The following is a 23,022-nucleotide window of genomic DNA, read 5'->3' on the forward strand; positions in this document are numbered from 1 at the left end:
CGGCAGCTCTGCAGTTTCCGGCTAAAGCCATGCTCATCTCGGCACGGACAAGCCCCCTCTCCCTTCAGGGAGAGGGCTGGGGAGAGGGAGCGGAGTCAACCCAACACACCAGAGCCGCCGGGGAGCACTGTTCGCGAGCAAGCTCGCTCCTACGAAAAGCCATCGTCCCACGAAAAGCCTTCCCCCCTCATTCCCCCAAGCTCTCTAAACCGCCCCCCTCATACCCATATGCCCGCCCGCGACGCCTTCGGTGTCGCGCATGTCGCCGGCTTGACGCTTTCGGTACGACCCTGGTCGTTTTCGAACCGGGCCGCCCCGCCACCCGGGGATATGCTGCCCCCAAAGCGCCGGCACAAGCCCCGGTGCGCCAAGCCTGACAAGCCTTGCCTGATATAGAGAGACGCCAGATGAGCCCAGCCGAACTTCACGCCGACAGCATCGTCATCGATGGCCTGATCATCGCCAAGTGGAACCGCGAACTCTTCGAGGACATGCGCAAGGGCGGCCTGACCGCCGCGAACTGCACCGTGTCCGTGTGGGAGGGCTTCCAGGCCACGGTGAACAACATCGTCGCCAGCAACAAGCTGATCCGCGAGAACAGCGACCTGGTCATCCCGGTGCGCAGCACCGCCGACATCCGCCGCGCCAAGCAGCTGGGCAAGACCGGCATCCTCTACGGCTTCCAGAATGCCCACGCGTTCGAGGACCAGATCGGCTACGTCGAGGTGTTCAAGCAGCTGGGCGTGGGCATCGTGCAGATGTGCTACAACACCCAGAACCTGGTCGGCACCGGCTGCTACGAGCGCGACGGCGGGCTCTCCGGCTTCGGCCGCGAGATCGTCGCCGAGATGAACCGCGTCGGCGTGATGTGCGACCTGTCCCACGTCGGCAGCAAGACCAGCGAGGAAGTCATCCTCGAATCGAAAAAGCCGGTCTGCTACTCCCACTGCCTGCCCTCGGGCCTGAAAGAGCACCCGCGCAACAAGTCCGACGAGGAACTGAAGTTCATCGCCGACCACGGCGGCTTCGTCGGCGTGACCATGTTCACGCCGTTCCTGGCCAAGGGCGTGGATGCCACCATCGACGACTACGCCGAGGCCATCGAGTACGTGATGAACATCGTCGGCGAGGACGCCATCGGCATCGGCACCGACTTCACCCAGGGCCATGGCCAGGACTTCTTCGAGTACCTGACCCACGACAAGGGCTACGCCCGCCGCCTGACGCGCTTCGGCACCATCATCAACCCGCTGGGCATCCGCACCGTGGGCGAGTTCCCCAACCTCACCGAAACGCTGCTCAAGCGCGGCATGCCCGAGCGCGTGGTGCGCAAGGTCATGGGCGAGAACTGGGTGCGCGTCCTGGCGGACGTCTGGGGCGAGTGAGCCCGGGCCGCCGACTTCCTTCGTAGGGTGGGTGGAGCGCAGCGATACCCACCATGCCGGCGCCCCGCCGGCCAAGATCATCAACCGGATTCCGAGAACCGAACCATGGCCAAACACGCCCCCGAACTGCCCATCGAAGTCGACAGCGAAACCGGCGTCTGGACCACCGACGCCCTGCCGATGCTCTACGTGCCGCGGCACTTCTTCGTCAACAACCACATGGGCATCGAGGAGGAGCTGGGCGCCGAGCGCTATGCCGAAATCCTCTACAAGGCCGGCTACAAGTCCGCCTGGCACTGGTGCGAGAAAGAGGCCGAATGCCACGGCATCGAAGGCGTGGCGGTGTTCGAGCACTACATGAAGCGCCTGTCGCAGCGTGGCTGGGGCCTGTTCCAGATCGAGCAGATCGACCTCGACAAGGGCACCGCCCAGGTGCGCCTGAAGCACTCCGCCTTCGTGTACGTGTACGGCAAGGTCAACCGCAAGGTCGACTACATGTTCACCGGCTGGTTCGCCGGCGCCATGGACCAGATTCTCCAGGCCCGCGGCAGCAGCATCCGCACCGTGGCTGAGCAGGTCTACAGCGGTTCGGAAGACGGCCACGACGACGGCCTGTTCATCGTCAAGCCGCTCTGATCCACGACTTCGGCACAGGCGGCCCGCCGGCCGCCACCACAACAAGAAACCTCTGATCCAGTGAGGATGCCGCAATGGCTTTCGAGGCAATGTTCCAGCCGATCCAGATCGGCAAGCTGACCATCCGCAACCGCGTGCTCTCCACCGCCCACGCCGAGGTCTACGCCACCGACGGCGGCATGACCACCGAGCGCTACGTGAAGTACTACGAGGAGAAGGCCAAGGGCGGCATCGGCCTGGCCATCTGCGGCGGTTCCTCGGTGGTCGCCATCGACAGCCCGCAGGAGTGGTGGAGCTCGGTGAACCTGTCCACCGACCGCATCATCCCGCACTTCCAGAACCTGGCCGACGCCATGCACAAGCATGGGGCCAAGATCATGATCCAGATTACCCACATGGGCCGCCGCTCGCGCTGGGACGGCTTCAACTGGCCGACGCTGATGTCGCCCTCGGGCATCCGCGAGCCGGTGCACCGCGCCACCTGCAAGACCATCGAGCCGGAAGAGATCTGGCGGGTGATCGGCAACTACGCGCAGGCCGCGCGCCGGGCGAAGGAAGGCGGCCTGGACGGCGTCGAGCTGTCCGCCGTGCACCAGCACATGATCGACCAGTTCTGGAGCCCGCGCGTCAACAAGCGCACCGACGAATGGGGCGGCACCTTCGAGGGCCGCATGAAGTTCGGCCTGGAAGTGCTCAAGGCCGTGCGCAAAGAGGTCGGTGACGACTTCTGCGTCGGCATGCGCATCTGCGGCGACGAGTTTCACCCCGACGGCCTGTCCCACGAGGACATGAAGCAGATCGCCAAGTACTACAGCGACACCGGCATGCTCGACTTCATCGGCGTGGTCGGCTCCGGCTGCGACACCCACAACACCCTGGCCAACGTCATCCCCAACATGACCTACCCGCCGGAGCCCTTCCTGCACCTGGCGGCGGGCATCAAGGAAGTGGTCAACGTGCCGGTGCTGCACGCGCAGAACATCAAGGACCCGAACCAGGCCACGCGCATCCTCGAAGGCGGCTACGTGGACATGGTCGGCATGACCCGCGCGCACATCGCCGACCCGCACCTGATCGCCAAGATCAAGATGGGCCAGGTTGACCAGATCAAGCAGTGCGTCGGCGCCAACTACTGCATCGACCGCCAGTACCAGGGCCTGGACGTGCTGTGCATCCAGAACGCCGCCACCAGCCGCGAATACATGGGCGTGCCGCACATCATCGAGAAGACCACCGGCGTGAAGCGCAAGGTCGTGGTCGTCGGTGGCGGCCCGGCCGGGATGGAGGCCGCGCGGGTAGCGGCCGAGCGCGGGCACGACGTGACCCTGTTCGAGAAGAAGGACCAGCTCGGCGGGCAGATCACCACCGCCTCGAAAGCGCCGCAGCGCGACCAGATCGCCGGCATCACCCGCTGGTACCAGCTGGAGCTGGCGCGCCTGGGCATCGACCTGCGCCTGGGCACCGCGGCGGACGCTGACACCATCCTCGACCTGCGCCCGGACGTGGTGGTGCTGGCCAACGGCGGCCACCCGTTCCTCGAACAGAACGAACACTGGGGCGCCGCCGAGGGCCTGGTGGTGAGCAGTTGGGACATCCTCGACGGCAAGGTGGCGCCCGGCAAGAACGTGCTGGTCTACGACACCATCTGCGAGTTCAGCGGCATGTCGGTGGCCGACTTCCTCGCCGACAAGGGCGCGCTGGTGGAGATCGTCACCGACGACATCAAGCCCGGCGTGGCCATCGGCGGCACCACCTTCCCCACCTACTACCGCAGCATGTACCCCAAGGAAGTGATCATGACCGGCGACCTGATGCTGGAAAAGGTCTACCGCGAGGGCGACAAGCTGGTGGCGGTGCTGGAGAACGAATACACCGGCGCGAAAGAGGAGCGGGTGGTCGACCAGGTGGTGGTGGAGAACGGCGTGCGCCCGGACGAGAGCCTGTACTACGCGCTCAAGCAGGGCTCGCGCAACAAGGGCCAGATCGACGTCGAGGCGCTGTTCGCGATCAAGCCGCAGCCGTGCCTCAGCGAGCCGGGCGACGGCTACCTGCTGTTCCGCATCGGCGACTGCGTGGCCCAGCGCAACACCCACGCGGCGATCTACGACGCGCTGCGGTTGTGCAAGGACTTTTAAAGAAGCTTGAAGCTGGAGGCTTGAAGCTGGAAGCGAAGGGCGGCCCGAACCGCTTCCAGCTTCCAGCTTCCAGCTTCCGGCTCCCCCAACCGGGTGAGCTGCAATGCTGAATATCATTCTTCCCCTCCTGCTCTTCGCCGCTCTGGCACTCGCCGTGCTGGGCGCCGTGAAGCGCTTCGCCATGTGGCGCCGCGGGCGGCCCGCTCCGGTCGACTGGCTCGGCGGCCTGCTGGCCATGCCGCGGCGCTACCTGGTGGACCTGCACCATGTGGTCGAGCGCGACAAGTACATGTCCAGGACCCACGTGGCCACCGCAGGGGGCTTCGTCCTGGCGGCGCTGCTGGCCATCGTCGTGCACGGCTTCGGCCTGCACAGCCGGATTCTCGGCTTCGCCCTGCTGGCGGCCACGGCGCTGATGTTCGGCGGCGCGCTGTTCGTCGCCAAGCGCCGCCTCGACCCACCGTCGCGGCTGTCGAAGGGCCCGTGGATGCGCCTGCCCAAGAGCCTGCTGATGTTCTCGGCGAGCTTCTTCATCGCCACGCTGCCCGTGGCCGGGATTCTTCCTGAAGGTTTCGGTGGCTGGTTCCTGGCGGCCATCCTCGCCATCGGCGTGGCCTGGGGCGTGTCCGAGCTGTTCTTCGGCATGACCTGGGGCGGGCCGATGAAGCACGCCTTCGCCGGCGCCCTGCACCTGGCCTGGCACCGTCGCGCCGAACGGTTCTCCAGAAAAGATGGGCGCGGCGGCCGCTCCACCGGCCTCAAGGCCCTCGACCTCAGCGACCCCATGGCCCCGCTGGGCGTGGAAAAACCCACCGACTTCACCTGGAACCAGCTGCTCGGCTTCGACGCCTGCGTGCAGTGCGGCAAGTGCGAGGCCATGTGCCCGGCTTTCGCCGCCGGCCAGCCGCTGAACCCGAAGAAGCTGATCCAGGACATGGTCATCGGCCTGGCCGGCGGCAACGATGCCAAGTTCGCCGGCAGCCCCTATCCCGGCAAGCCTCTGGGCGAACACAGCGGCGGCCCGCACCTGCCCATAGTCGCGCTGGAAGGCAAGGCCCTGGTGGATGCCGAGACGCTGTGGTCGTGCACCACCTGCCGCGCCTGCGTCGAGGAATGCCCGATGATGATCGAGCACGTCGACGCCATCGTCGACATGCGCCGCCACCTCACCCTGGAAAAGGGCGCCACCCCGAACAAGGGCGCCGAGGTGCTGGAGAACCTGATCGCCACCGACAACCCCGGCGGCTTCGCCCCCGGCGGCCGGCTGAACTGGGCGGCCGACCTGAACCTGCCGCTGATGAGCGAGCAGAAGCAGGCCGACGTGCTGTTCTGGGTCGGCGACGGCGCCTTCGACATGCGCAACCAGCGCACCCTGCGCGCCTTCGTGAAGATCCTCAAGGCGGCGAAAGTCGACTTCGCCGTGCTCGGCCTGGAAGAGCGTGACAGCGGCGACGTGGCCCGCCGCCTGGGCGACGAGGCGACCTTCCAGAGCCTGGCCAAACGCAACATCGCCACCCTGGCGCAGTACCGCTTCAAGCGCATCGTCAGCTGCGACCCGCACAGCTTCCACGTGCTGAAGAACGAATACGGCGCCCTGGGCGGCAGCTACGAAGTGCTGCACCACACCACCTTCATCGACGAACTGGTGAAGAGCGGCGCGCTGCAACTGGGCCAGAGCAAGGCCGACAGCGTGACCTACCACGACCCCTGCTACCTGGGCCGCTACAACGGCGAGTACGAAGCACCACGCGCTGTGCTCAAGGCCATCGGCATCGAGGTCAAGGAGATGCAACGCTCCGGCTTCCGCTCGCGCTGCTGCGGCGGTGGCGGCGGCGCGCCCATCACCGACATCCCCGGCAAGCAGCGGATTCCGGACATGCGCATGGTCGACATCAAGGAAACCGGCGCCGAACTGGTGGCCGTGGGCTGCCCGCAGTGCACCGCGATGCTCGAAGGCGTGGTGGCGCCGCGGCCGGAGATCAGGGACATCGCCGAGCTGGTGGCGGAGGTGCTGATCGAGAGTGCGGAGGCGCCGGCAAAAAAGCCGGCGGCGGTTAAGCGGGAAGAAGTGGTGGGGGTGCATTGATGAGAGCGGTATTCCTCCCTTTGGGTCCTGTGTTGACTGTGAGTCCGCAGGCCCTCTCCCTAGCCCTCTCCCTGAAGGGAGAGGGGACCGTCCGTGCCACGGCGAACCATGGCTTTAGCCGGCTCATCCGCTGCGCTGGACTGACCACACGCACCGTTTCTTACAGGGCAGCACGAACAGCTCCCTCTCCCTTCGGAGCGGGGCGCGCAGCCAGGGCGGGGGGAGAGGGCGGCCCGAGCCTCGATGCCAGCCCGTTCGCGAGCAAGCTCGCTCCTACGAAAAGCCCAGGCTCGCTGGAGGTTCTGTCATGAGCGACATCATCCGCCGCGACCCACGCGCCGAGTGGATCGCCCGCAACCGCCTGCACCCGCTGCACGCGGCCATGCAGTCCGCCCAGGGCGGCGAGGTGCGCTGGATGGGGCCCAACGGCCTGATCCGCAAGAATCCCCATGCCGTCGGCTTCATCGGCCCCAACGGTATTCGTCGCATCGACCGCTCCGGCGGCCAGCAGGGCACCGCCGGCAAGCGCTCCAGCGCGCCGGAAGTGGTGCAGTTGCCGCTGCAGGTCATCGAGCAGCCGGCCTTCTACATCGCCGTGGTGCCGGACATGGTCGGCGGCCGCCTCTCCAGCCACGATCGCGACCTGCTGGGCCTGGCCCGCAAGCTCGCCGGCGAGGGCGGCGCGGTGCTGGCCATCGTCTTCGGCGAACACAAGGAAAGCGCCTTCGACACCGCCGGCGTCGACCGCCTGCTGCAGGTCGAGGGCGACGAATACGAAGGCTACGCCCCGGAACAGCGAGTGCTGGCGCTGCGCGCCGTGGACGGCCAGTTCGTGCCGCGCCACTGGCTGCTGCCCGACAGCCGCACCGGTGGCGGCGAACTAGGTCGGCGCCTGGCCGCCAGCCTTGGCGAGCGCCCGGCCACCCGCGTCTGGCAGGCCGAGGGCGAGCGCTGCATCGGCCGCGCCGGCGCCGGCCAGCAGGACCTGCAGCGGCCGCTGGCGCGCCTGATCCTGGCCGCCGCCGAGTGCGCCGAGCCGGTCAGCGAGACGCGCCACGAGGCCCGCCCGGTCGCCCTGGAAGGCGGCGTGGCGCGCAACCTGCCGCGCATCGAGGACCTTGGCCCGGTGGCCGTGGACCCGGCGCAGATTCCCATGGCCGAGGCCGAGTTCATCCTCTCCGGCGGCAACGGCGTGCGCGACTGGGACCTGTTCCACCGCGCCGCCGCGGCCCTGGGCGCCACCGAAGGCGCCTCGCGGGTGGCGGTGGACGACGGCCACATGCCGCGCAACCGCCAGGTCGGCGCCACCGGCACCTGGGTCACCGCGCGGGTCTACCTGGCGGTGGGCATCTCTGGCGCCATCCAGCACCTGCAGGGCATCGGCGCCTGCGACAAGGTGGTGGCGGTGAACATGGACCCCGGCTGCGACATGATCAAACGCGCCGACCTTTCGGTGATTGGCGATTCCACGGCGATTCTCCAGGCGCTGGTCCGCCTGGCCGAGGAGTACCGGCAGGGAGGGGCGCGGGATGCGGCTTGAAAGCGGCTGCAAGCTTCAAGCTGTAGGCTTCAAGCAAGAGCGCAGCACGGTGCTGGTCCTTATCCATAGGTACGAACAATGACCGACCTGAACATCGTCACCCTGGTCTCCATCGGTGCCCACCCCGCCTCCGGCCGCGCCCGCCGCGCCGAGCAGGATGCCCGCGCCGTCGAACTGGGCCTGCGCCTGGCCGGCAAGCGCCTGCAGGTGCTGCACGCCGGCAACCCGCAGGAAGAGGCGCTGCGCAGCTACCTGGGCATGGGCCTGGACGAGCTGGCGGTGCTGGAACAACCAGCCGGCGCCGACGCCTTGCCGGCGCTGGTCGACTACCTCGGCGGCGCCGGCGCGCAACTGGTGCTCACCGGCAGCCAGGCCGAGACCGGCGAAGGCTCCGGCATGCTGCCGTTCCTGCTCGCCGAACGCCTGGGCTGGCCGCTGGTGGTGGGCCTGGCCGAGGTGGAAAAGGTCGAGGGCGGTAGCGCCCAGGTGTTGCAGGCCCTACCGCGTGGCCAGCGGCGCCGGCTGAAGGTGCGCCTGCCCTTCGTCGCCAGCGTCGACAACGCCGCCCCGGTGGCGCGCCAGAGCGCCTTCGGCCCGGCCCGCCGTGGCTTCATCGAGGCCCACGAGGTGGAGGTCGTCGAGGACGACCTGCTCGCCGCCGGCAGCCTGCAACCGGCGCGCCCGCGGCCCAAGCGGCTCAAGGTGATCAAGGCCAAGACCGGCGCCGAACGCATGAAGGCCGCCACCGCCAAGGCCTCCGGCGGCACCGGCCAGGTGCTCAAGGACCTGGCCCCGGAGGCCGGCGCCGAAGCCATCTTCAAGCTGCTGCGCGAGGAAGGCGTGATCCGCTGAACTTGCCGGCTGCGTCGATGCGCTCTTCGTAGGATGGGTTGAGCGAAGCGATACCCATCAGGCCGCGGCGATGGGTATCGCAAGCTCAACCCATCCTACGGAAGTTCCACCCGCGGCCAAGTCGCTGAAAGCTCACGAAATTCAGCGTCTAAGCTATTGAATTGACAGCATACTTTCCGTCAGGAAAGCGTGTATTTCCCTGGCCGCACAGGCGACTTTTCTTTATCCTCCGCGACCTTTACCACGGCCTCGGAGACTCCCATGCTCGACAGCACTATCGAACAGCTCGAACAACTGGTGGCTGAGCTGCTGCAGCAGAACAAGCAACTGGCCGACGACAACGCCCAACTGCGCGACAGCCTCGGCAAGGCCAGCGAAGACAACGACGCCCTGCAACTGCAGCTGATGGAGCAGGAAGAGAAGCACAACGCCACTGCCGTGCGCCTGCAGGCCCTGGTCCGCCGCGTCAGCGACAGCCGCGCCAGCGCATGAGCGACGACGGCGTGCGCGTCCTGCGCATCCTCGGCCGCGACTACAGCGTCAAGGCGCCGGCCGGCGAGGAGCGCGCCCTGCAGGAGGCCGCCGCCCTGTTGCAGGCGGAGATCGCCGCCGCCAAGCAGAAATTCCCCTACGTCACCAGCAACGAGTTGTTGCTGCTCAGTGCCTTGAACCTGTGCGCCCGCCAGCTGGCGCCGCGGGGGGAGGCTGAAGAGGGTGACGAACGTGCGGTGGAGCGTCTTGCGGCGCTCAATCGGCGTATTCGTGCGCATTTGCAGGCGCAGGATTGATCTTTGCCCTGGGCCTTGGTGCTCGGGAATAGAGCCCCTCTCCCCCCGCCCTCTCCCTGAAGGGAGAGGGGGCCAGGCCGTGCCCGCGGAAGATATGCCGCTCGCCGGCTGACTCCAGAATATCCGCAGACACCGTACGGTCCCCTCTCCCTTCAGGGAGAGGGTTAGGGAGAGGGTGCTCTTTCTCACCGGCCAGCCCCGTTCGCGAGCAAGCTCGCTCCTACGAAAAGCAGCAGCCACCCCCAAACCCCAGGCGAAAAAAAAAGGGACACCACAATCCGTGGCGTCCCTATGAATGGAGAGAGGGCTGAATATCCTCTCGACCGGTGAGACATGGCGCTGCGGGAAGTCCCGTCGCGCCGGGCATAAAAGAAGGGACGGGGGATAGCCCATCCCTGAAGGGTGAGAGGCGGGTACTGCCCCTCGACCGGTGAGTCGTGCCCGGCTCGCGCCGGGCGGTGGATCAGGCGCGCAGCGGGATCAGGCGCGGGGCGATCATGTTTTCCGGGCGCAGGATGTCGGCCAGGGTGGCCTCGTCCAGCAGCTTCTCCTCGCGCACCAGCTCCAGCACGCCACGGCCGGTTTCCAGCGCCACCTTGGCGATGCGGGTGGCGTTCTCGTAGCCGATGTACGGGTTCAGCGCGGTGACCAGGCCGATGCTGTGCTCCACCAGCTGGTGGCAGCGTTCGACGTTGGCGGTGATGCCGGTGATGCAGTGCTCGCGCAGCATGTCCATGGCGCGTTGCAGCAGGCGGATCGAGTCGAAGATCTTGTAGGCGATCAGCGGCTCCATCACGTTCAGCTGCAGCTGGCCGCCCTCGGCGGCGATGGTCAGCGCCAGGTCGTTGCCCATGATCTCGAAGGCGCACATGTTCACCGCCTCCGGGATCACCGGGTTGACCTTGCCCGGCATGATCGAGCTGCCCGGCTGGCGCGGCGGCAGGTTGATCTCGTTGATGCCGGTGCGCGGGCCGCTGGAGAGCAGGCGCAGGTCGTTGCAGATCTTCGACAGCTTGACCGCGGTGCGCTTGAGCATGCCGGAGAACAGCACGAAGGCGCCCATGTCCGAGGTGGCCTCGATCAGGTCGGCGGCCGGCTTCAGCGGCTGGCCGCTGATGGCGGCCAGGCGTTCCACGGCCAGGTGCTGGTAGCCGGGGTCGGCGTTGATGCCGGTGCCGATGGCGGTGCCGCCGAGGTTCACTTCGGTCAGCAGTTCCGGGGCCAGGCGGCGCAGGCGGTCGAGGTCTTCGCCCAGGGTGGTGGCGAAGGCGTGGAATTCCTGGCCGAGGGTCATGGGCACCGCGTCCTGCAGCTGGGTGCGGCCCATCTTCAGGACGTTGGCGAACTCCTCGCCCTTGGCGGCGAAGGCCTGGATCAGGCTGTCGAGGCTGGCCAGCAGGGTGTCGTGGCCCAGCAGCAGGCCCAGGCGGATGGCGGTCGGGTAGGCGTCGTTGGTCGACTGCGCCATGTTCACGTCGTTGTTCGGGTGCAGGTACTTGTACTCGCCCTTGGCGTGGCCCATCGCTTCCAGGGCGATGTTGGCGATCACCTCGTTGGCGTTCATGTTGGTGGAGGTACCGGCGCCGCCCTGGATCATGTCCACCACGAACTGGTCGTGGAAGTCACCGCGGATCAGGCGAGCGCAGGCTTCGCTGATGGCGGCGTGTTTCTCGCCGGGCAGGTGGCCCAGCTTGTGGTTCGCATCGGCCGCGGCCTGCTTGACCATCGCCAGGGCGACGACCAGCTTCGGGTAGTGCGACAGCGGCACACCGGAAAGGCGGAAGTTGTTCACAGCGCGCAGGGTCTGGATGCCGTAGTAGGCGTCAGAAGGTACTTCGAGGGTGCCGAGGAGGTCTTTCTCGATGCGGAACGATGCAACAGGGGACATGATGAGATTTTTCTCAGGAGAACACGGCCAGCGCCGCGATGCCCACTAGACTAGGGATTTCGCCGATCGTCGGCCAATGCTGTTGGAAGCTGTCTCATGCACAAACGGCATAATGTATTCTGTGACGACCTGATGACGGCGAGCGTATGGCCATGCTACGCGCGCCCGTTCATCCACTGACCGATCGATCAAGACCATCCCGCCGCGCCGGGAGGAGACGACGTGAACCTGGAAACCAAATGGCTGGAGGACTTCAGCACCCTGGCCACTACCCGCAGCTTCTCCCAGGCCGCGGAGAAGCGCTTCGTCACCCAGCCGGCCTTCAGCCGGCGCATCCGCAGCCTGGAGGACGCCCTCGGGCTGACCCTGGTGAACCGCCAGCGCACCCCCATCGAGCTGACCGAGGCCGGGCAGCTGTTCCTGGTCACCGCGCGCGCGGTGGTCGAGCAGCTCGGCCAGGTGGTGCGCCACCTGCACCACCTGGAAGGCGGGCAGGGCGAGGTGCTGCAGTTCGCCGCCGCGCACTCCCTGGCCCTGGGCTTCTTCCCGGCGTGGATCGCCCGGCTGCGCGCCGAGGGCCTGAACATCGCCAGCCGCCTGGTGGCGACCAACGTCGGCGAGGCCGTGCACCTGCTGCGCGAGGGCGGCTGCGACCTGATGCTGGCCTTCTACGACCCGGACGCGGCGCTGCAAATGGACCCGGAAGTGTTCCCCTCGCTGCACCTGGGCCGCACCGAGATGCTCCCGGTGTGCGCGGTGAACTCCGCCGGCCTGCCGCTGTACGACCTCGACAGCAGCCAGAGCGTGCCGCTGCTGGCCTACAGCGCCGGCGCCTTCCTCGGCCGCGGCGTCAACCTGCTGCTGCGCCAGCGCAACCTGCGCTACACCACGGTCTACGAAACGGCCATGGCCGACAGCCTGAAGAGCATGGCGCTGCAGGGCATGGGCGTGGCCTGGGTGCCGCGCCTGAGCATGGAGGCGGAGCTGGCCCGCGGCGAGCTGGCGGTGTGCGGCGGCCCGCACTGGGTGGTGCCGCAGGAAATCCGCCTGTACCGCTGCGCCCTGGTGCGCAAGGCGCAGATCCGTTTGCTGTGGCGCAAGCTGGAGGGCGGTTTGGGGCTGGGGGAGAGTGCTTGAGGTGGGGGAGGGCTTGGCCGTTCGGGGGGCGTTGCGGTGGTGTGCTGAACCGTAGGAGCGAGCTTGCTCGCGAACCGTGTTTCCTGGTGGCTTCGGTGTTTGGCCTGCGGAGCGCCCTCTCCCTAACCCTCTCCCTGAAGGGAGAGGGGACCGTTGGGCAGACGCTGATGTTTTGGAGTTAGCCGGCTAGCGCAGAGATTGCCGGCTGACTCCAAGCCTCCTCTCGGCACGGGCAAGCCCCCTCTCCCTTCAGGGCGGGGCGCGCAGCCGAGGGTTGGGGAGAGGGAGCGGAGTAATGCCCCACACCAAAGCCCCCGGCAAAACACCGCCCCCGTCACTCCCGCGAGCGCGCACTACTGTCCGGAATATTTTCAAGGGGGCGTCTGGAGGGCTTGCGGGGGCTGAAGGCACGGGTTAAACCGTTGAGCGCCAACTCAACCTCACAGCCCCCGCAAGATGTTCAGGATAAGCCGTTTTCACGATGTACTAAAAGCGCTGCCTCGCGGCGTCTTCGATCGACTGGTCGCCGAACACGGCGCCGACAAGCACAGCAAGCGCTTTGGCAGTTGGGATCGACTGGTCGCCATGGTGTATGCCCAACTGGCCGGCGTGAGCAGCCTGCGGGCGCTTGAAACCAGCTTCAACAGCCATCCCCATCAGCACTATCACCTGGGTACGGGCCCGATCCGGCGTTCCACCCTGGCCGACGCCAACGAACGCCGTAATACCGAGGTCTTCGCCCAGGTTGCGCACTACCTGATGGCGGGCGTCTGCCGGCAGTTACGCCGTGACGGGAAGGAACTGCTGTACCTGCTGGACTCCACCACGATCACCCTCAAGGGCCCTGGCTTCGACGAATGGACGCTGTCCAATCGAACCCGCTCCCAGGGGCTGAAAGTCCATGTGCTGTATGCCGAGCAGGCGGCGGCGCCAGTGCATTGCAGCTTCAGCGCAGCCAACGTCAACGACATCGACGAAGGCCGGACGCTGGGTATCGAGCCACAGGCCACCTACGTATTCGACAAGGGCTATTACGACTTCAACTGGTGGGCGAGCCTGGATGCCCAGAAGGCCCGCTTCGTCACACGATTCAAGTCCAATGTGCGGCTCAAGGTCCTGGCCCAGCGCGAGGTTCCCCAGCAAGACCGGGAAACGATCCTGCGAGACGAAGAGGTGAGCTTCTCCAACCGCAACCCAGGTGGCCGACGGCGTAATCACTACACCCAGCCCCTGCGGCGGATCCTGGTGAACCGCCCAGGCGATGAGTCGCCTCTGAGCCTGGCGACCAACGACCTGAGCAGCCCGGCGGCAGAAATCGCCGAGCGCTATCGGGATCGCTGGCGGATCGAGCTGTTTTTCAAATGGATCAAGCAACACCTGAAGGTCAGGCGTTTCCTGGGCCGTAGCGAGAATGCTGTGCGCCTCCAGATTCTCTGTGCGCTGATCAGCTATTTGCTGCTGAGTCTTTACCAACGCAGAACGGGAACGCAGCAGAGCCTGTGGATGCTGATGGTGGAGGTGCAGGCGACGCTGTTTCAGCGCCCTGGTCTAGAGGCCGAACGTTACCGACGACGACAGGAGCGAATACGCGAGATCAACCTGCGTCAGGGGCAACTGTTAATAGCATGAGGCGTGCCGGACAGCAGTGCGCGAGCGCGGGAGCCCAGCGCCTGAGGCCTACATCTCCACCACAATCCGCCCCTCGATCTCCCCCGCCCGCATCTTGTCGAAAATTCCGTTGATATCCTCCAGCTTCCCGGCGCTCACCGTCGCCTTCACCAACCCCTCGCCAGCGAAGTCCAGCGCCTCCTGCAGGTCCGCGCGGGTGCCGACGATGGAGCCGGTGATGTGCAGGCCCTTGAGCACCACGTCGAAGATCGGCGTGGGGAAGTCGCCCGGCGGCAGGCCGACCAGGGAGATGGTGCCGCCGCGGCGGGCCATGCCGATGCTCTGGCCGAAGGCGCTGTTGGACACCGCCGTCACCAGCACGCCGTGGGCGCCGCCGATGTCGCGCTGGACCACTTCCACCGGGTTTTCCTTCTTCGCGTTGATGGTCAGGCTGGCGCCGAGCTTGCGCGCCAGCTCCAGCTTGGCGTCGTCCACGTCCACCGCCACCACGTGCAGGCCCATGGCCTTGGCGTACTGCACCGCGACGTGGCCCAGGCCGCCGATGCCGGAGATGGCCACCCACTGGCCGGGGCGTGCCTTGGTTTCCTTCAGGCCCTTGTACACGGTGACGCCCGCGCAGAGGATCGGGGCGATTTCGGTGAAGCCAATGCCCTTGGGCAGGTGGCCGACGAAGTTCGGGTCGGCCAGCACGTATTCAGCGTAGCCGCCGTTCACCGAGTAGCCGGTGTTCTGCTGCTGCGTGCAGAGGGTTTCCCAGCCGGTCAGGCAGTGCTCGCAGCAGCCGCAGGCGGTGTACAGCCAGGGCACGCCGACGCGGTCGCCTTCCTTCACCCGGGTCACCCCGGCGCCCACCGCGGCGACGTAGCCGACGCCCTCGTGGCCGGGAATGAACGGCAGGCTCGGCTTCACCGGCCAGTCGCCCTCGGCGGCGTGCAGGTCGGTGTGGCAGACGCCGGAGGCCTCGATCTTCACCAGGATCTGGCCGGGGCCGGGCAGCGGCACCTTCACTTCTTCCAGGCGCAGCGGCGCGCCGAAGGCGTGCACCACTGCCGCTTTCATGGTCTGGGGCAGGGTCGAGGACATGGCAAGCTCTCCTTGTGCAAACGAACGGGGGCGGGCGAAAACCGGTCTGCGCCGCGGGTTGCATCAGTCTGAGCCCTTGAGCCTAGGCGATATTGAGCTGGAGCAAAGGCGGGGCGCCTCATCCCTTGGCAGCACCCGCCCAACGGCCCGCGCACGGACTCCACGAACGGCGCGGCCTTGCGGTATACTGCGCCGCCTCCGAACCGGCCCCGCTCGTCGGTTCGTCCATGTACAAGCCACGCCCGGGACCGGAATGCGTGGCTTGTTGGTTTTTGACGCGCGGCACGCGCACCACCAAGAGGCACGACGATGAGCGTACTGGTTGGCGTGATCATGGGCTCCAAGTCCGACTGGAGCACCCTTAGTCACACCGCGGACATGCTGGACAAGCTGGGCATCCCCCATGAAGTGAAGGTGGTTTCCGCCCACCGCACCCCGGACCTGCTGTTCCAGTACGCCGAAGAGGCCGAAGGCCGCGGCATCGAGGTGATCATCGCCGGCGCCGGCGGCGCCGCCCACCTGCCGGGCATGTGCGCGGCCAAGACGCACCTGCCGGTGCTCGGTGTGCCGGTGCAGTCGTCCATGCTCTCGGGCGTCGATTCGTTGCTGTCCATCGTGCAGATGCCCGGCGGCGTGCCGGTCGCCACCCTGGCCATCGGCAAGGCCGGCGCCATCAACGCCGCGCTGCTGGCGGCGAGCATCCTCGGCGGCAAGCACCCGCAGTACCACGACGCGCTCAAGCGCTTCCGCACCGAGCAGACCACCTCGGTGCTGGACAACCCCGACCCCCGCGAGGCCTGAGCAGAACCATGAAGATCGGTGTCATCGGTGGCGGCCAGCTGGGCCGCATGCTGTCCCTGGCGGGCACCCCGCTGGGCATGGATTTCGCCTTCCTCGACCCAGCGCCGGACGCCTGCGCCCAGGCCCTGGGCGAGCACATCCGCGCGGACTACAGCGACCAGGACCACCTGCGCCAACTGGCCGACGAAGTGGACCTGGTGACCTTCGAGTTCGAGAGCGTGCCGGCCGAGACCGTGGCCTTCCTCTCGCAGTTCGTCCCGGTCTACCCCTCGGCCTCCGCGCTGCGCATCGCCCGCGACCGCTGGTTCGAGAAGTCGATGTTCAAGGACCTGGGCATTCCCACCCCGGCCTTCGCCGATATCCAGTCCCAGGCCGACCTCGACGCCGCCGCGGCCGGCATCGGCCTGCCGGCGGTGCTCAAGACGCGCACCCTGGGCTACGACGGCAAGGGCCAGAAGGTCCTGCGCAAGCCCGAGGACGTGGCCGGCGCCTTCGCCGAGCTGGGCAGCGTGCCCTGCATCCTCGAAGGTTTCGTGCCCTTCACCGGCGAAGTCTCGCTGGTGGCGGTGCGCGCCCGCGACGGCGAGACGCGCTTCTACCCGCTGGTGCACAACACCCACGAGAACGGCATCTTGCGCCTGTCCGTGGCCAGCAGCGAGCACCCGCTGCAGAAGCTGGCCGAGGACTACGTCGGCCGCGTGCTGGACAAGCTGGACTACGTCGGCGTGCTGGCCTTCGAGTTCTTCGAGGTGGACGGCGGCCTGAAGGCCAACGAGATCGCCCCGCGCGTGCACAACTCCGGGCACTGGACCATCGAAGGCGCCGAGTGCAGCCAGTTCGAGAACCACCTGCGCGCCGTGGCCGGCCTGCCGCTGGGCTCCACTGCCAAGGTGGGCGAGAGCGCCATGCTCAACTTCATCGGCGAAGTGCCGCCGGTGGAAAAGGTGCTGGCCATCGCGGACTGCCACCTGCACCACTACGGCAAGGCCTTCAAGGCCGGGCGCAAGGTCGGCCACGCCACCCTGCGCAGCAAGGACCTGGCCACCCTCAAGGCGCGCATCGGCGAAGTCGAAGCCCTTATCGGCAAGGGCTGACGCGCTCGGCCGCCCGCTTCTCATGGCGGGCTGCCGCACGGAACGCCAGGCTTTCCTACACTGTCTGACAAGGGGCGCGCCGGTTGGCGCGTCCATCCACAGGAGGGAAAGCCATGGGTTTAATCGGAACCATCGTCATCGGCCTGATCGTCGGCCTCATCGCCCGTTTCCTGAAGCCGGGGGACGACAGCATGGGCTGGATCATGACCATTCTGCTGGGCATCGGCGGCTCGCTGCTGGCCACCTACGGCGGCCAGGCCCTGGGCATCTACCAGGCCGGGCAGGCCGCCGGGTTCATCGGCGCGGTGGTCGGCGCGGTGATCCTGCTGATCATCTACGCCTTCGTGAAGAAGAACTGAGGCTCCACGCCGGGTAGCGCTGGTCATTTGCCCGGCGATCCCCAAGAATGTGCGCCGATTCCCGCTCGCCCGGCCCGGGCGGGCGGTGAAGGTCATCCGCCGTCTTCCCGTTGCGTGGGCGCCCGCTGCCGGCGCCCGAGAGCCCATTCATGCGCCGTACCCTGCTCGCCTGCAGCCTCGTGCTGCTCACCGGCCTGGCCCATGCCGCCGACATCCCGGAAACCGACTGGCTGCAACTGATGCCGCCCAGCGACCGCAAGGCGCTGGAGGAAATGCCCGAGATCGACCACAACAGCCCGGAAGCCGCCGGCACCTTCACCCAGAAGCAGGGCGGCCTGAAGCAGAAGGGTAAGCTGCCGCAGGTGATGTTCTCGACCAAGACGGTCGCCGCGCTGGACGGCAAGCAGATCCGCCTCGGCGGCTATCCGGTGCCCCTGGAGAACGACGCCAAGGGCCGCGTCACCGAGTTCTTCCTGGTGCCCTACCCGGGCGCCTGCATCCACGTACCGCCGCCGCCGCCGAACCAGATCGTGCTGGTGCGCTACCCCAAGGGCATGAAGATCGACGACATCTACAGCCCGCTGTGGGTGACCGGCAAGCTGAAGGTGGAGAAGGTCAGCAACGAGATGGCGGATGCGGCCTACGCGATGGACGAGGCCAAGGTGCGGGCGGTGCAGGATAGCGATCTGTAGGCCTGGCTCTTTGCTCTTCGTAGGAGCGAGCTTGCTCGCGAACGGTGTTTCCCGGATGTATTGGTGTTTCGGATTGACTCCGTTCCCTCTCCCCAGCCCTCTCCCTGAAGGGAGAGGGGGCCAGTCCGTGCCGAGAGGAGGAATGGTTTCAGCCGGCAATCTCTGCGCTAGCCGGCTGACTCTAAAGCATCAGCGTCTGCCCAACGGTCCCCTCTCCCTTCAGGGAGAGGGTTAGGGAGAGGGCGCTCTTCAGGCCCAGCACCGAAGCCACCAGGAAACCCGGTTCGCGAGCAAGCTCGCTCCTACGAAAAGAAAGCGCAGCCTACCCCTCCAGCGCTTCGCTCCAGATCTCCACGCTCATCGTCTCGCTCCGCCCCGGCGCCACGCTCAGCACGTCGTCCCACACCCTTGCCGTCTCGATGCACAACATCCGCTGCCAGGCATCGTCGGCGAACTGCGACAGGCGTTGCGCCTTGTCCACCCAGGGGTTCCACAGCACCGCCGAGCGCGAGTGCCCGGCCTGGATGTGGATGCCGCGCTGCCACTGCGGATCGCGGATCACCAGGGGCCGGTCGACGTCCAGGTAGATGCGGTCGGTCTCGCCCTGGATGCGCACCACGCCGTCCTGGCGGCGTTCTTCCCAGTTCTCCAGCGTCTCGATGTAGCGGCAGCCCTGCAGGCCGTCGACGCTCACCTGGCGAACGTCGCTGACGGCGAAGTAGGTGTGCAGCGCCTGGCTCAGGGCCAGCGGCTTGTCGCCGAGGTTGCGGGTGGTCAGTTCCAGGCCCAGGTGTTCGCCGAAGCGCATCACCAGGCTCAGTTCGGCGGAGTGGACCCAGCCCGGCAGGCCCTGCCCGGCGTCGAGCTTCCAGTGCACGGACAGCGCGCCCTGTTCGTCGGCGATGTCGTCCAGTTGCCAGTCGATGCCGCGCACCAGGCCGTGGGCCGGCGGCTGGTCGCCTGCGTATTCGGTGCGCACCTGCACCGGGTTGCGCGCCAGCTCGCCGAACCACGGCCAGCACACCGGCACGCCGCCGCGCAGGGACTGGCCGCGCTTGTAGCCGGCCTGCTCGCTGAGCCACACCAGAGGCGGCTGCTCGTGGGGCTGGTAGCTGAGCAGCTGGGCGCCCTGCTGGGCGATCAGCGCCTCGCCGAATTCGGTGTGGATGCGCCAGCAGGGCAGCTCGTCGATGGTGGTCTGTTCGACGCGGGGGGTGATGTATGGGCTGCTCATGGGGGCCTCCGGCACAGCAAGGGGAAAGGATTCAGTATCACCGATCCCCCGGCGGCCGGGCAGTTCCCCGAAAAGGCTTTTTTCAGCCCTGGCGCAGGCTTTCCAGGCTGTGCTTCTGGCGCCCCTGGGCGTCGAAGTTGGCCGCGTCGAGCCAGGCTTCGAAGGCCGCCTGGCGCGTCGGCCACTCGCTGTCGAGGATGGAGAACCAGGCGCTGTCGCGGTTGCGGTCCTTGATCACCATGTGCTGGCGGAAGGTGCCCTCGTAGGTGAAGCCCAGGCGCTCGGCGGCGCGCATGGAACGCGCATTCAGTGCGTTGCACTTCCACTCCAGGCGCCGGTAGCCCAGCTCGAAGGCGCGCCGGGCCAGCAGGTACACCGCCTCGGTGGAGGCCGGGCTGCGCTGCATGACGCGGCCGAAGGCGATGTGGCCGATCTCGATCACGCCGTCCTTGGGGGTGATGCGCAGGAAACTCAGCAGGCCGGTGACGCGGCCGCTGCTGCGCTCGCGCACGGCGTAGAACTGCGGGTCGGCGCTGGCGGCGTTGCCGGCGATCCAGGCATCGAAGGCGGCGCGCTCGGGGAAGGGGCCGTAGGGCAGGTAGTCCCACAGCACGGGGTCGGATTCCGGACCTTGCAGGGCTTCCCACAGGTCGTCGCCGTGGCGCGCGGCGTCCAGTGGCTCCAGGTCGAGGTAGCGGCCGTTCAGGGTTTCCCGGGCCGGGGCGGGCACCGCTTGCCAGTGCAGGGCGGGTTGGGTGTCGGTCATGGTCGCGCTCCGGTCAGAGAATCTTGCGGTACTGCACGAAGCCGGAGCGGTCGGCGATCCGGTCGTACAGGTGCATGGCGTCGGTGTTGCTCTCGTGGGTCAGCCAGTGCACCCGAGAGGCGCCGGCTGCGCGGGCCGCGGCGTAGACGTGCTCGATCAGCTCGCGGCCGACGCCGCCGCCGCGCAGGCCTTCGTGGACGTAGAGGTCCTGCAGGTAGACGTAGTCGCCCTGGGTCCAGCAGGAGCGGTGGAAGATGTAGTGGACCATGCCGATGGCCTCGCCGTCGCGCCAGGCGAGGGCGGCGTGCATGGGCTCGGCGGGGTCGAGGAAGCGCTGCCAGGTGACGGCGCTGGTGGCGTCGTCGATCACGGTCTTGTAGAAGCGCTGGTAGCCCTGCCAGAGCGGCAGCCAGGCGGCGTGGTCGTCGGCGTCGACGAGGCGGATTTCGAGCGGTGCGGTCATGGGGTGGCCTTTGTCCTTGGGGGCTGGTGCCAGACTAGAGCGGGAATTGGTTCCGCTAAAGAGCCATTCATGGTCCAATTCGAGGAGCCATTTCCGGAGCCCGCCATGAACGCCCCGCTGCCTTTCGACCCGTCCGGCATCCGCCTGGACCCTGCCAGGGGGCTGGGCCAGCAGCTGTTCCAGGCGCTGCGCGAACGCATCCTCGACGGCCGCCTCGCCGCGCGCTCGCGGCTGCCGGCCAGCCGCGACCTGGCTGCAGCCCTGGGCGTGTCGCGCAATACCGTGGTGCGCGCCTACGAGCAGCTCTACGCCGAGGGCTACATCGAAGGCCGCACCGGCGATGGCACCTACGTCGCCGAGCGCGTGCAGCCGTGCAGCGCGCCCACCCCGCAACCCGGCAAGGTGCCCGAGGTGGCGGCGCTGGAACGCCTGCAACGGCACCACCTGCCCAGGCCGCCGCAAGGCGCGCCGCGGGCCTTCCGCGTCGGCGTGCCGGCCTTCGATCTGTTTCCCTTCGAGACCTGGGCGCGGTTGCAGGCGCGTTTCTGGCGCGAGCCGCCGGCGGACTGCCTGGGCTACGGCGACGCCGCCGGCGAATGGCGCCTGCGCGAGCTGATCGCCGCCTACCTGCGCAGCGCGCGCGGCCTGCATTGCGAGGCGGGGCAGATAATAGTCACCAGCGGCGCGCAGCAGGCCATCGCCCTGTGCGCCCAGGTGCTGCTCGCCGAGGGCGACCACGTGGCCATCGAGAACCCCGGCTATCGCGCCGCCGGCCATGCCTTCGCCACTGCCGGCGCGCACCTGCACGGGGTGGCGGTGGACGGGGAGGGCCTGCGCACCGAGCAGTTGCGCGAGCTGCCGGACTGTCGGCTGGTCTACCTCACCCCTTCGCACCAGTACCCCACCGGCGTCACCCTGTCGCTGGCGCGGCGCCTGGCCCTGCTGGAATGGGCCGAGCGCAGCGGTGGCTGGATAGTCGAGGACGACTACGACGGCGAATACCGCTACGCCGGCACCCCGCTGATGCCGCTGGCGGCGCTCGACCGCCAGCAGCGCGTGCTCTACGTCGGCACCTTCTGCAAGATCGCCTTCCCCGCGCTGCGCCTGGGCTACCTGGTGGTGCCGCCGGCCCTGGCCGAGGCCTTCGCCCGGCGCCGCGCCCTCGACGTGCGGCACTCGGAAGTCGGCACCCAGCGGGTGATGGCCGACTTCATCGCCGAAGGCCACTTCCAGCGCCACGTGCGACGGATGCGCCGGGCCGCCCGGGCGCGGCGCGACGCCCTGCTGCGCGGCTGGCCGGAGGTGCCCGGCTGCGCGCCCATGCCGCCGGTGGAGGCGGGGCTGCACCTGTGCGTGCGGGTGGAAAGCCGCGAGCGCGAGCGTTGGCTGGTGGAGCGTGCGTTGCAGGCGGGGGTGGAGGTCAACGCGCTGAGCGACTACTGGCTGCCCGAGTCGACGGAGCCTGAAGACGAGCGCGCCGGCCTGGTCATGGGCTTCGCCGCCGTGCCCGAGGCACGCATAGCCGAAGCCCTGAAGACCCTGCGCAAGGCCTGGCACCTTCCGCTTTCGTAGGATGGGTTGAGCCTTGGCGAAACCCATGCGGGCATGGCGATGGGTATCGCTGCGCTCCACCCATCCTACGTCGCGCCATGCGGGGGCTTTTCCTCGCGCTCGGCCCAGTAGGTCTGCTTGTGCCCGCGGCCCTGGTACTCAAGAGCCAGGGCCTCGGCCTCTTCGCGGTTCAGGCCGCGGCGCACGACGAAGCGGTTGCCGTTGTCGTCCAGGCGCCACAGGCACCAGTCGCGCGCCTCAGGCATCGAAGGTCGAGGTCTTGCGCAGGCGCAGCGCGAGCAGGATCAGCAGCACGCCGAAGAACAGCGCGTAGGCGCCGATCACCCAGACCACCGCCACCGCGCCGGCGCCGGGGTTGGCGATCATCAGCACGCCGAACAGCACTGACAGCGCGCCCGACAGCCCCAGCCACCATTCGTTGGCCAGGCTCCTGCGCAGACGGAAGGCGGCGATGATCTGCAGCACGCCGGTGGCCAGCGCCCAGCCGGCGATCAGCATCAGCAGGCCCAGCGCCGTCAGCGCCGGCCAGAAGAACGCCACCAGGCCGGCCAGCACGCCCAGCGCGCCGACCAGCCACAGCGGCCAGATCGGCCGTTGCGACTCGCGCATGCTGGCCGCGGCGATCAGGGTGAACACACCGTCGACGAAGGCATAGGCGCCCCAGACGATGACCAGCACGGTGAGGGCGATGCCCGGCCAGGCGATGGCCAGCACGCCGAACAGCACCGCGGCCACGCCGCGCAGGGCGATCCATTTCCAGTGCCGGCCCAGGGCTTGCCACAGGGGATGATCGTTCATGGTTTTCTCCAGCGGGGTTCGCCAGAAACCATAGCAGCCCCGCGCCATAGGGCCGGAGCTAAAAGAAAGCCCGGCGCAGGGCCG

22 protein-coding genes are annotated in these 23,022 nt (G+C 67.8%); 15 read left to right on the forward strand and 7 right to left on the reverse strand.

Annotation, left to right across the window (positions count from 1 at the left end; genetic code table 11):
* Window positions 1-407: 407 nt before the first annotated feature.
* From IG194_RS13890 to IG194_RS13925, 8 genes are all read left to right on the forward strand, one after another.
* Window positions 408-1,385, forward strand: coding sequence for a dipeptidase (locus IG194_RS13890; RefSeq protein ID WP_058071622.1), 978 nt, complete (start codon window positions 408-410; stop codon window positions 1,383-1,385).
* A 105-nt stretch (window positions 1,386-1,490) separates the two neighbouring features.
* Window positions 1,491-2,021 (forward strand): DUF5943 domain-containing protein, encoded by a 531-nt coding sequence (locus IG194_RS13895; RefSeq protein ID WP_009614265.1) that lies wholly within the window; start codon window positions 1,491-1,493, stop codon window positions 2,019-2,021.
* 74 nt (window positions 2,022-2,095) lie between these two features.
* Complete coding sequence (gene dgcA / locus IG194_RS13900; protein WP_058488002.1) at window positions 2,096-4,156, forward strand: dimethylglycine demethylation protein DgcA; 2,061 nt, start codon at window positions 2,096-2,098, stop codon at window positions 4,154-4,156.
* A 103-nt stretch (window positions 4,157-4,259) separates the two neighbouring features.
* On the forward strand, window positions 4,260-6,242 hold the full coding sequence (gene dgcB / locus IG194_RS13905) for a dimethylglycine demethylation protein DgcB (RefSeq protein WP_058488003.1): 1,983 nt from the start codon (window positions 4,260-4,262) through the stop codon (window positions 6,240-6,242).
* A gap of 307 nt (window positions 6,243-6,549) precedes the next feature.
* On the forward strand, window positions 6,550-7,782 hold the full coding sequence (locus tag IG194_RS13910; RefSeq protein ID WP_058488004.1) for an electron transfer flavoprotein subunit alpha/FixB family protein: 1,233 nt from the start codon (window positions 6,550-6,552) through the stop codon (window positions 7,780-7,782).
* Window positions 7,783-7,860: 78 nt separating this feature from the next.
* Window positions 7,861-8,634: an electron transfer flavoprotein subunit beta gene (locus tag IG194_RS13915; protein WP_043270269.1), complete on the forward strand. Its 774-nt coding sequence runs from the start codon at window positions 7,861-7,863 to the stop codon at window positions 8,632-8,634.
* Between the two features lie 261 nt (window positions 8,635-8,895).
* Complete coding sequence (locus IG194_RS13920) at window positions 8,896-9,126, forward strand: hypothetical protein (RefSeq protein WP_009614252.1); 231 nt, start codon at window positions 8,896-8,898, stop codon at window positions 9,124-9,126.
* On the forward strand, window positions 9,123-9,422 hold the full coding sequence (locus IG194_RS13925) for a cell division protein ZapA (protein ID WP_009614251.1): 300 nt from the start codon (window positions 9,123-9,125) through the stop codon (window positions 9,420-9,422). Before IG194_RS13920 ends, IG194_RS13925 begins: the two co-directional genes overlap by 4 nt.
* Before the next feature lie 463 nt (window positions 9,423-9,885).
* On the opposite strand, the gene IG194_RS13930 is transcribed toward IG194_RS13925, so the two are convergent.
* Window positions 9,886-11,310: an aspartate ammonia-lyase gene (locus IG194_RS13930; RefSeq protein ID WP_009614250.1), complete on the reverse strand. Its 1,425-nt coding sequence runs from the start codon at window positions 11,308-11,310 to the stop codon at window positions 9,886-9,888.
* Between the two features lie 222 nt (window positions 11,311-11,532).
* On the opposite strand from IG194_RS13930, the gene IG194_RS13935 reads away from it, so the two are divergent.
* Window positions 11,533-12,447: a LysR substrate-binding domain-containing protein gene (locus IG194_RS13935; protein WP_058488005.1), complete on the forward strand. Its 915-nt coding sequence runs from the start codon at window positions 11,533-11,535 to the stop codon at window positions 12,445-12,447.
* A gap of 456 nt (window positions 12,448-12,903) precedes the next feature.
* Window positions 12,904-14,076, forward strand: coding sequence for an IS4 family transposase (locus IG194_RS13940; RefSeq protein ID WP_058488006.1), 1,173 nt, complete (start codon window positions 12,904-12,906; stop codon window positions 14,074-14,076).
* Window positions 14,077-14,124: 48 nt separating this feature from the next.
* On the opposite strand, the gene adhP is transcribed toward IG194_RS13940, so the two are convergent.
* Entirely contained in the window at window positions 14,125-15,159 is a 1,035-nt protein-coding gene (gene adhP / locus IG194_RS13945; protein ID WP_058488007.1) for an alcohol dehydrogenase AdhP, read from the reverse strand.
* A 309-nt stretch (window positions 15,160-15,468) separates the two neighbouring features.
* Between adhP and purE the strand changes: the two genes are divergently transcribed.
* The 4 genes from purE to IG194_RS13965 all read left to right on the forward strand — a co-directional run bounded on the left by purE (window position 15,469) and on the right by IG194_RS13965 (window position 18,105).
* A complete protein-coding gene (gene purE / locus IG194_RS13950; RefSeq protein WP_009614245.1) occupies window positions 15,469-15,960 on the forward strand; it encodes a 5-(carboxyamino)imidazole ribonucleotide mutase in 492 nt (163 codons plus the stop codon).
* An 8-nt stretch (window positions 15,961-15,968) separates the two neighbouring features.
* Window positions 15,969-17,054 carry a 5-(carboxyamino)imidazole ribonucleotide synthase gene (locus IG194_RS13955; protein WP_058488008.1) on the forward strand — a complete coding sequence of 362 codons (1,086 nt, stop codon included), beginning with the start codon at window positions 15,969-15,971 and terminating at the stop codon, window positions 17,052-17,054.
* A 113-nt stretch (window positions 17,055-17,167) separates the two neighbouring features.
* A complete protein-coding gene (locus tag IG194_RS13960) occupies window positions 17,168-17,413 on the forward strand; it encodes a GlsB/YeaQ/YmgE family stress response membrane protein (RefSeq protein WP_058488009.1) in 246 nt (81 codons plus the stop codon).
* A gap of 149 nt (window positions 17,414-17,562) precedes the next feature.
* Complete coding sequence (locus tag IG194_RS13965) at window positions 17,563-18,105, forward strand: DUF3299 domain-containing protein (RefSeq protein ID WP_009614238.1); 543 nt, start codon at window positions 17,563-17,565, stop codon at window positions 18,103-18,105.
* Between the two features lie 322 nt (window positions 18,106-18,427).
* Here IG194_RS13965 and IG194_RS13970 read toward each other — a convergent pair whose 3' ends face one another.
* The 3 genes from IG194_RS13970 to IG194_RS13980 all read right to left on the reverse strand — a co-directional run bounded on the left by IG194_RS13970 (window position 18,428) and on the right by IG194_RS13980 (window position 20,568).
* On the reverse strand, window positions 18,428-19,339 hold the full coding sequence (locus IG194_RS13970) for a D-hexose-6-phosphate mutarotase (RefSeq protein WP_058488010.1): 912 nt from the start codon (window positions 19,337-19,339) through the stop codon (window positions 18,428-18,430).
* Between the two features lie 82 nt (window positions 19,340-19,421).
* On the reverse strand, window positions 19,422-20,105 hold the full coding sequence (locus IG194_RS13975; RefSeq protein WP_058488011.1) for a GNAT family N-acetyltransferase: 684 nt from the start codon (window positions 20,103-20,105) through the stop codon (window positions 19,422-19,424).
* A 13-nt stretch (window positions 20,106-20,118) separates the two neighbouring features.
* Window positions 20,119-20,568 (reverse strand): GNAT family N-acetyltransferase, encoded by a 450-nt coding sequence (locus IG194_RS13980; RefSeq protein ID WP_058488012.1) that lies wholly within the window; start codon window positions 20,566-20,568, stop codon window positions 20,119-20,121.
* Between the two features lie 105 nt (window positions 20,569-20,673).
* Here IG194_RS13980 and IG194_RS13985 point away from each other — a divergent pair, with 105 nt between their 5' ends.
* Entirely contained in the window at window positions 20,674-22,140 is a 1,467-nt protein-coding gene (locus tag IG194_RS13985; RefSeq protein ID WP_058489688.1) for a PLP-dependent aminotransferase family protein, read from the forward strand.
* Window positions 22,141-22,205: 65 nt separating this feature from the next.
* On the opposite strand, the gene IG194_RS13990 is transcribed toward IG194_RS13985, so the two are convergent.
* Window positions 22,206-22,385 carry a hypothetical protein gene (locus IG194_RS13990; RefSeq protein WP_009614228.1) on the reverse strand — a complete coding sequence of 60 codons (180 nt, stop codon included), beginning with the start codon at window positions 22,383-22,385 and terminating at the stop codon, window positions 22,206-22,208.
* A complete protein-coding gene (locus IG194_RS13995; RefSeq protein ID WP_024128866.1) occupies window positions 22,378-22,938 on the reverse strand; it encodes an HdeD family acid-resistance protein in 561 nt (186 codons plus the stop codon). Before IG194_RS13995 ends, IG194_RS13990 begins: the two co-directional genes overlap by 8 nt.
* Window positions 22,939-23,022 lie beyond the last annotated feature (84 nt).

It is taken from the genome of Pseudomonas sp. ADPe, from assembly GCF_014843515.1.
Lineage (GTDB): Bacteria > Pseudomonadota > Gammaproteobacteria > Pseudomonadales > Pseudomonadaceae > Pseudomonas > Pseudomonas citronellolis.